The organism is Streptomyces sp. NPDC058964, assembly GCF_042741275.1.
GTDB lineage: Bacteria > Actinomycetota > Actinomycetes > Streptomycetales > Streptomycetaceae > Streptomyces.
Genome location: NZ_JBHYKH010000004.1, coordinates 40771 through 49427 on the forward strand (window position 1 = coordinate 40771; position 8657 = coordinate 49427).

Annotated in this window: 6 protein-coding genes; 4 read left to right on the forward strand and 2 right to left on the reverse strand. The window is 71.3% G+C overall.

Going from position 1 to position 8657, the window contains the following annotated elements; all coding sequences use genetic code 11:
* Positions 1–1594, reverse strand: a 1594-nt coding sequence (locus ACFW2E_RS00930) for an ABC transporter ATP-binding protein (RefSeq protein WP_384459308.1), incomplete at its 3' end; no start/stop codon positions are given.
* 112 nt (positions 1595–1706) lie between these two features.
* Entirely contained in the window at positions 1707–3953 is a 2247-nt protein-coding gene (gene glgX, locus ACFW2E_RS00935; RefSeq protein ID WP_384459311.1) for a glycogen debranching protein GlgX, read from the reverse strand.
* 229 nt (positions 3954–4182) lie between these two features.
* Between glgX and ACFW2E_RS00940 the strand changes: the two genes are divergently transcribed.
* From ACFW2E_RS00940 to ACFW2E_RS00955, 4 genes are all read left to right on the forward strand, one after another.
* The gene (locus tag ACFW2E_RS00940; RefSeq protein ID WP_384459314.1) at positions 4183–5415 is read left to right on the forward strand and encodes an Ig-like domain-containing protein; all 1233 of its coding nucleotides are present in this window, start codon (positions 4183–4185) and stop codon (positions 5413–5415) included.
* 164 nt (positions 5416–5579) lie between these two features.
* Entirely contained in the window at positions 5580–6824 is a 1245-nt protein-coding gene (locus tag ACFW2E_RS00945; RefSeq protein WP_384459316.1) for an Ig-like domain-containing protein, read from the forward strand.
* A 79-nt stretch (positions 6825–6903) separates the two neighbouring features.
* Positions 6904–7671: an enoyl-CoA hydratase/isomerase family protein gene (locus ACFW2E_RS00950; RefSeq protein ID WP_384459319.1), complete on the forward strand. Its 768-nt coding sequence runs from the start codon at positions 6904–6906 to the stop codon at positions 7669–7671.
* A gap of 303 nt (positions 7672–7974) precedes the next feature.
* Complete coding sequence (locus ACFW2E_RS00955) at positions 7975–8478, forward strand: ATP-binding protein (protein ID WP_384459322.1); 504 nt, start codon at positions 7975–7977, stop codon at positions 8476–8478.
* The last annotated feature ends 179 nt before the right edge of the window (positions 8479–8657 follow it).

Here is an 8657-nt window from a genome sequence, read left to right on the forward strand (position 1 = left end):
CCCGCGGGGCGTGGTGGGGCCCGCCGCGCGCGCACCGCGGCCCGACCCCGCCCTGCCCCCCGGGCCGCCCCCCGCCGGCCCGGGCGAGCGCCAGCCGCTGCCGCTGCCCGCCGGACAGGCTCAGCCCCTGCTCGCCGACCCGTGTCCGCGTGCCCTGCGGCAGCCCGTGCGCGAACTCGGCCTGCGCGACGGCGAGCGCCCGCTCCAGCTCCGGCGCACCGGCGCCGTCGTCGGCCCCCATGAGCACGTTCTCCCCGACACTCGCCGAGAACAGGGTGGGTTCCTCGAAGGCGACCGCCACCCTGGAGCGCAGTTCCTCGCGGGACATCGCGGTGATGTCCTCGCCGTCCAGCGTGATCCGCCCGGAGGTCACCTCGTGCAGCCGGGGGACGAGCGCGGTGAGCGTGGTCTTGCCGCTGCCCGTGGCCCCGACCAGGGCCATGGACTCGCCGGGGCGGATATGGAGGTCGATGCGGTCGAGGACGGGCGGGGAGCCGGGCGGGGCATCGGGGTAGCGGAACATGACGCCGTCGAACCGCAGACCGGTCCGTGCGGCCGCCGGTCTCCCGGTCCGTCCGGTGACGTGCGGGTCCTCCGGCCGGGCGTCCATCACCTCGAAGTACCGCTCCGTCGCGGTCGCCGCCTCCTGGGTCATCGCCAGCAGGAACCCGATGGAGTCCACGGGCCACCGCAGCGCGAGAGCCGTACTCAGAAAGGCGACCAGGGTCCCCGTCGACAGGTCCCCGTCCGCCACCCGTACGACGCCCAGCACCAGCGCCGCGCCGATCGCCAGCTCCGGCAGCGTCACGATGACGGCCCAGATGGTCGCCAGCAGCCGGGCCTTGCGCAGTTCGGTGCCGCGCAGCGTCCACGACAGCGTGCGGAACGCCCGCGCCTGGCTGCGGTGCCGGCCGAACCCCTTGATGATCCGGATCCCGAGCACGCTCTCCTCGACGACCGTCGTCAGGTCGCCGACCTGGTCCTGGGCCAGCCGGGCCACGTCCGCGTACCGCCGCTCGAAGACGACGCAGGTGCACATCACGGGCACGGCGGGACCCAGGACGACCAGTCCCAGGGTCCAGTCCTGCTGCAGCATGATGACCAGGCCGACGAGGATCGTCACCCCGTTGACCAGCAGGAACGTCAGCGGAAAGGCGAGGAACATGCGCAGCAGCATCAGATCGGTCGTGGCGCGGGACAGCAATTGGCCGGAGGCCCACCGGTCGTGGAAGGCCACCGGCAGCCGCTGCAGGTGCCGGTACAGGCCCGCCCGCATCTCCGCCTCGACATTCGACAGCGGCCGCGCGACCAGCCACCGCCGCAGCCCGAACAGCCCCGCCTCCGCGATCCCGAGCAGCAGCAGATACAGCGCGCCGAGCCACACCCCGCCCGGATCCCGGTCGGCCACCGGCCCGTCCACCAACCACTTCAGGACGAGCGGGATCACCAGCCCCAGACAGGAGGCGACGACCGCGACGAACGCGGCGGTGAACAGCCGCACCCGCACCGGCCGGACGTACGGCCACAGGCGCAGCAGGGTTCGGACGGCCGAACGGCCGGTGGGGTCCTCGGTGGTTGCACGTGTCGTCGGCATCACCAGCGAGACTACGGACCGGCACCGACAACGCCCACCGAGTTTCGGCCCGACCCGGCTCCGCCGCTGGTCCTACGACCAGCGTGTTCGAGGGGCCGACCGGACAGCGCCGCTACCTCACCCTCAGCAGCAGCACCGACCGCGCCGGCACCGTCATGGCCGTCCCCGCGCGGTGGGCCGCCTCCGGCGCCTCGGCCTGCTCCTCGCGTGACGTGTCGACGACGACCTCGTACCGTTCGGCCCACGGCGGTCCGGGCAGCACGAAGCTCGCCGGGCGGTCCCCGGCGTGCAGCACCGCGAGGAAGCTGTCGTCGGCGATCGGCGCGCCCTGTTCGTCGCGGCCCGGTATGTCCCGGCCGGAGAGGTACATGCCGAGCGTGGCCGCGGGGGCGTACCAGTCGCCCTCGGTCATCTCCTCGCCGCGTGCCGTGAACCAGGCCAGGTCCCGCAGCCCGTCCGCCGAGTGGGCGCGGCCGGAGAAGAAGGCGCGGCGGCGCAGGACCGGATGGCGGTGGCGCAGCGCGATGAGACGGGAGGTCAGGTCGAACAGGGGCCGCCAGGCCGGGTCGTCCAGCAGGGTCCAGTCCAGCCAGCTGATCTCGTTGTCCTGGCAGTAGGCGTTGTTGTTGCCGCGCTGGGTGCGGCCGAGCTCGTCGCCCGCCACCAGCATCGGCACGCCCGTCGAGAGCAGCAGCGTGGTCAGCAGGTTCCGCAGCTGCCGTCGCCGCAGCAGCCGTACGCGCTCGTCCTCCGTCTCTCCCTCCGCCCCGCAGTTCCAGGAGCGGTTGTCGTTGGAGCCGTCCCGGTTGTTCTCGCCGTTCGCCTCGTTGTGCTTGCCCTCGTAGGAGACCAGGTCGCGCAGGGTGAAACCGTCGTGGGCCGTGATGAAGTTGACCGAGGCGTAGGGACGGCGGCCGCCCCAGGCGTACAGGTCGCTGGAGCCGGACAGGCGGTAGCCCAGGTCCCGCACGTCGGGGAGCGCGCCCCGCCAGAAGTCGCGGATCGCGTTGCGGTAGCGGTCGTTCCACTCCGTCCACAGCGGAGGGAACGCCCCCACCTGGTAGCCGCCCGAACCGATGTCCCAGGGCTCGGCGATGAGCTTCACCCGGCGCAGCACCGGGTCCTGGGCGATCACGGCGAGGAACGGGGACAGCATGTCGACGTCGTGCATGGAGCGCGCCAGCGCCGCCGCCAGGTCGAAGCGGAAGCCGTCCACCCCCATCTCCGTCACCCAGTAGCGCAGCGAGTCGGTGATCAGCCGCAGGACCTGTGGCTGGACGACGTGCAGGGTGTTGCCGCAGCCGGTGTAGTCGGCGTAGCGGCGGGCGTCGTCCTGGAGGCGGTAGTAGCCGCGGTTGTCGATGCCCTTGAGGGACAGGGAGGGGCCCAGCTCGCCGGCCTCCGCCGTGTGGTTGTAGACCACGTCGAGGATGACCTCGATGCCCGCCGAGTGCAGGGCGCGCACCATGCGCTTGAACTCGCCGACCTGCCCGCCCGTCGTTCCGGAGGCCGCGTAGGCCGCGTGCGGGGCGAAGTACCCGATGGAGTTGTAGCCCCAGTAGTTCTTCAGACCGCGGCGCAGCAGATGGTCCTCGTGGGCGAACTGGTGCACGGGGAGCAGCTCGACGGCCGTCACGCCCAGCCGTACCAGGTGCGCGATGGCCGCCGGGTGCGCCAGGCCCGCGTAGGTGCCGCGCAGCTCGGGCGGGACGTCCGGGTGCAACTGCGTGAAGCCGCGCACATGGAGCTCATAGATGACCGAGTCGGCCCAGGGGGTCTTGGGACGGCGGTCGTCCGCCCAGTCGTCGTCGTCATGGACCACGACGCCCTTCGGGACGAACGGTGCGGAGTCCCGGTCGTCGCGCACGGTGTCGGCGACGTGCTGCTCCGGCCAGTCCCGGACGTGCCCGTAGACCTCCGGCGGCAGGCTGAACTCGCCGTCCACCGCGCGCGCGTACGGGTCGAGGAGCAGCTTGGCCGGGTTCCACCGGGCGCCGATCCACGGGTCCCAGCGGCCGTCCACCCGGTAGCCGTAGCGCTGTCCGGGCATCACACCCGGCACGAAACCGTGCCAGATCTCGTGCGTCAGTTCGGTCAGCCGCAACTGTGTCTCCCGGCCCCGCTCGTCGAACAGGCACAGCCGGACCGCCTCCGCCCCGGCCGCCCACAGCGCGAAGTTGGTGCCCGCCACCCCGTCCGGGCCGACCCGGAAGCGCGCGCCGAGCGGGGTGGGCGCGCCCGGCCAAACGGGTGGGGTGGGAGGAGTGGGGCGCTGGGCGCCGTTCACCGCGGAGGCCGGGCGGCCGCCCTCGACGGCCCGCTCCTGAGCCACTGTCTGCTCCTCGGCTGCGCTCGTCACCTTGCGGCCCCTTTGTGTCGGCTCGTTCGCCTTCGGAGCGCTCTCAGCCAGTGCTCGGGCGGCCGTGCGCGCCCGGACCCGGCGGGCCCGCTGCGCGCACGACCTCCCGGCACCGGCGTCCCCGCGGCTCACGGGCGCGGCTCCCCATCGCGTCGTCCTCCCACTGTTCTGCCCAGCGCTTGCGTCGCACTCACGTTTCCCCGGGGTGGGCCCGGTCGTTGAGCCGCTCGTGAGGTATGCACAAGGGCGCGCACGGCGCGCGGGGGCCGCACTGGCCGCCGTACTGACATGGGCAGGACTGCTGGCCGGAGCCGCCGGCTGCACCACGGACGGGGCGGGCGGAAGCGCCCTCGACCGGGTCTTCGGCAAACCGCCGGCACCCGACGACATCATCCGCATCTCCCCGGACGACGGCAGCAAGGCGGTGCGCTCCGGCGAGCGGCTGCGGGTGCGGGCGTCCGGCGGCCGCCTGGAATCGGTCAGCGTGGTCAGGTCCCAGGACGCCCAGGACACCCCGGTGGCCGGGCACATGACCGACGACGGCGCCGGCTGGGAGCCGGACGACCGCAAGCTGGCGCTCGCCGCCAAGTACACCGTCGACGCGGTGGCGCTGGACGGCCACGGGCGCCGTTCGGCCCGGCACGCCACCTTCACCACGTACGTCCCCGACCAGCGGTTCATCGGATACGTCACCCCCGAGAACCGCTCGACCGTCGGCACCGGAATGATCGTCTCCCTGGCCTTCAGCCGGTCGATCGAGAACCGCGCGGCCGTCGAACGGGCCATCCACGTCAGCGCCAGGCCACCCGTCGAGATCAGCCCGCACTGGTTCGGCGACGACCGCCTCGACTTCCGCCCCCGGCAGTACTGGAAGCCCGGCACCCAGGTCACCGTCGATCTGAGACTGCGTGACGTCGAGGGCGCGCGCGGCGTCTACGGGCTGCAGTACAAGACGTTCACCTTCACGATCGGCCGCAGCCAGGTCTCGCTGGTGGACGCGGCCGCGCACACCATGGAGGTCAGACGGGACGGCCGGCTCCTCGCCACCGTCCCCATCACCGCCGGCGCCCCCGAGACCACCACCTACAACGGGAAGATGGTGGTGATGGAGATGCTCGAGGTCACCCGGATGAACAGCCGCACGGTGGGCTTCGGCGGCGAGTACGACATCCCCGACGTCCCGCACGCCATGAAGCTCACCGACTCCGGCACCTTCCTCCACGGCAACTACTGGGCGCCGGACGCGCCCGGGAACGTGAACGTCAGCCACGGCTGTGTGGGCCTCAGGGACGTCAAGGGCGGCGGTTCGGACACGCCCGCGGGCTGGTTCTTCGACCGCAGCCTCGTCGGAGACGTCGTCGAGGTCGTCAACAGCAATGACAAAAAGGTCTCTCCCGACAATGGGCTCGGAGGGTGGAACATGGGGTGGAAGGAGTGGAAGGCGGGCAGCGCGGTCAAGTGAGCCGACGGGGGGCCGGGTTCGCGGTGAGTGGGCCGGCCGAAGTTGCGACGGAACGGTGACCTTTGGCTGACACGAAGCTCAAAACCCTGCGGTTAATATGCGCCAATGTGCGCGCGGGACGCGCCGGGGTGCGGGCCTGAGCAGGCCCTGCGAGGGGAGAGAACTTGAACGTGCGGCCGATATCGGGGGCGTCGGTTGACGCGGGGAGACGAGGCCGGAAGGGGCTGCCGGTCCTGCTGGCCGGCGCCCTGCTCATGGCCGTCACCGCGTGCGGCGGCGGAGGGTCGGACTCGGGCGCCGGCTCCGGTGGCGGGAAGGGCAAGGACACCTCGGCACAGCAGAGCAAGCAGTCCGAGGCCGTCGTCAGCATCGTGCCCAAGTCCGGCGCGACCGGGGTCGACACCAGCGGGGTGCTCAAGGTCAGCGCCGGCAAGGGCAAGCTGACCCAGGTCGAGGTCGAGGACGCCAAGGGCAGGAAGATAGACGGCGCGATAACCAACGGGGGCGCCACCTGGACGCCCTCGTCCCACCTGGCCGCCGCCACCAAGTACACGGTGCACGCCGTCGCCAAGGACTCCGCGGGCCGCGAGGCCGCCGAGGACTCCAGCTTCACCACCCTGACGCCGAAGAACACCTTCGTCGGCTACTTCACCCCCGAGGACGGCTCCACGGTCGGCGTCGGGATGCCGTTCTCCGTCCACTTCACCCGGGGCATCACGCACCCCGACGACGTGAAGAAGGCCATCAGCATCAAGACCGAGCCCGCCGTCGACGTCCAGGGCCACTGGTTCGGCAACGACCGGCTGGACTTCCGTCCCGAGACGTACTGGAAGGAAGGCACGAAGGTCACCGTCTCCCACAACCTCGACGGCGTCGAGGGACGCTCCGGGGTCTACGGCAAGCAGACCAAGACGGTGAAGTTCACCATCGGCCGCAACCAGGTCTCCGTCGTGGACGCCAAGAAGCACACGATGAAGGTCACCCAGGACGGCAAGGTCGTCAAGACCATCCCCATCACCACGGGCAAGCCGGGCTACGAGACCTGGAACGGCCAGATGGTCATCAGCGAGAAGCTCACGGTGACCCGTATGAACGGCGAGACCGTCGGCTACGGCGGCGAGTACGACATCAAGGACGTCCCGCACGCCATGCGCCTGACCACGTCCGGCACCTTCGTCCACGGCAACTACTGGGGTGGCGGCGCCTTCGGCAACTACAACGCCAGCCACGGCTGCGTGGGCCTGCAGGACGTGCGCGGCGGCTACAGCAAGAGCACCCCGGCGGCCTGGTTCTTCAACCACTCGATGATCGGCGACGTGGTGGTCGTCAAGCACTCGCACGACGCGACCGTGGCCCCGGACAACGGGTACAACGGCTGGAACATGTCGTGGGAGAAGTGGACGGCGTAGGACCGTCCGACGCGGGGGCCCGGTGCTGTGACGGACGGCACCGGGCCTCCGCGCGTTAGTCCCCGTTAACCTGCTCTGCATGACCGTCTCTCTCGAAGTCGCCGAAGGCGTCGGCACGCTGCGCCTGGACCGGCCGCCCATGAACGCGCTGGACGTCGCCACACAGGACCGGCTCAAGGAACTCGCCGAGGAGGCCACGCGCCGCGACGACGTGCGCGCCGTGGTCATCTACGGCGGCGAGAAGGTGTTCGCGGCGGGCGCGGACATCAAGGAGATGCAGGCCATGGACCACACCGCGATGGTCCTGCGCGCCCGCTCCCTGCAGGACTCCTTCACCGCCGTGGCCCGCATCCCCAAGCCGGTCGTCGCCGCCGTCACCGGCTACGCGCTGGGCGGTGGCTGCGAACTGGCCCTGTGCGCCGACTACCGCATCGCCGCCGACAACGCCAAGCTGGGCCAGCCGGAGATCCTGCTCGGCCTCATCCCGGGCGCGGGCGGCACCCAGCGGCTGCCCCGCCTCGTCGGCCCGTCCAAGGCCAAGGACCTCATCTTCACGGGCCGGATGGTGAAGGCCGACGAGGCCCTGGCGATCGGCCTGGTGGACCGGGTCGTCCCGGCCGCCGACGTGTACACCGAGGCGCACGCCTGGGCCGCGAAGCTGGCGCAGGGGCCGGCCCTCGCGCTGCGCGCGGCGAAGGAGTCGATCGACACGGGTGTGGAGACGGACCTCGACACCGGACTCGCCGTGGAACGGAACTGGTTCGCGGGGCTGTTCGCCACGGAGGACCGCGAGCGGGGCATGAAGAGCTTCGTGGAGGAAGGGCCGGGCAAGGCGAAGTTCCTCTGAGGTCCCCGGGGTTCCCGGCCTTGATCAAGGTTTTCCGCGAAACCCCTTGCAATTGACGTGACGTCTGATCCGGGTCCCTCGATGGGGCGGTTTATGAAAGCCTTAAGGCAACCTTAAGCCTACCTTGTCGAGGCGGCCTGTCGCTTGCCCGGAAGCGACCCGTTCGCGCAGGTCGGCCGGGCAGTGGCGGGTGCCGAAATGTCTTTGGCATATGCCGATCGGATGTCCCGGAATGGGGGCTTCCGGGGGGCGTATTCCGCAGGAACGGCCACGGAGGGCGCTCCGGGCGGCCATGATGGGGGCATGGCGGGGCTGGAGGGCATCGAACAGCCGCGGGGACACAGTCGTGCGGCCGCGGCGCGCGTGTGGCCGGCCGGCGTGGAAAAAACAGGACAACACGCGCTGGAGCTGTTTGGCGCTCCACCGGAGGGGGAGGTGCCCGTTGCCTCCCGCCCCGAGTCGGCGGCCACCGCGCGCCGGCTCGCCCAGGTCGTCGTGCTGCGCCAGTGGGGGCTCACCCCGAAGATGACGGAGGACGCGGTCCTGCTCGTCTCCGAACTGGTCGGCAACGCCGTACGGCACACCGGCGCCCGGGTCTTCGGACTCCGCATGCGCCGCCGACGCGGCTGGATCCGTGTCGAGGTGCGCGACCCCTCCCGGGGGCTGCCCTGTCTGATGCCGGTTCAGGAGACGGACATCAGCGGCCGGGGGCTGTTCCTGGTGGACAAGCTGGCCGACCGGTGGGGCGTCGATCTGCTCCCACGAGGTAAGACGACGTGGTTCGAGATGCGGGTCGCCGACCGCTGAGCGGACGTTCGCGGAGGTCGCGACCCGTACGGATCCCTCATTCGGGTCAATCGGGCGTTTTCTTACCCAACGCCCCTTAAATGGTGCGGGTGACCACGACCGACCGCCGCGGGGCACTGCGGGCGGGCGCCGGGCTCGTCGCCGGGGGCGCCCTCGCCGCCGGCTGCGCGCCCGCCGCC

Bases quoted from the DNA above. Each gene is read 5' to 3' on its own strand.
- ACFW2E_RS00950 (WP_384459319.1), top strand. From the start codon at position 6,904: ATGACCGTCTCTCTCGAAGTCGCCGAAGGCGTCGGCACGCTGCGCCTG.
- ACFW2E_RS00955 (WP_384459322.1), top strand. From the start codon at position 7,975: ATGGCGGGGCTGGAGGGCATCGAACAGCCGCGGGGACACAGTCGTGCG.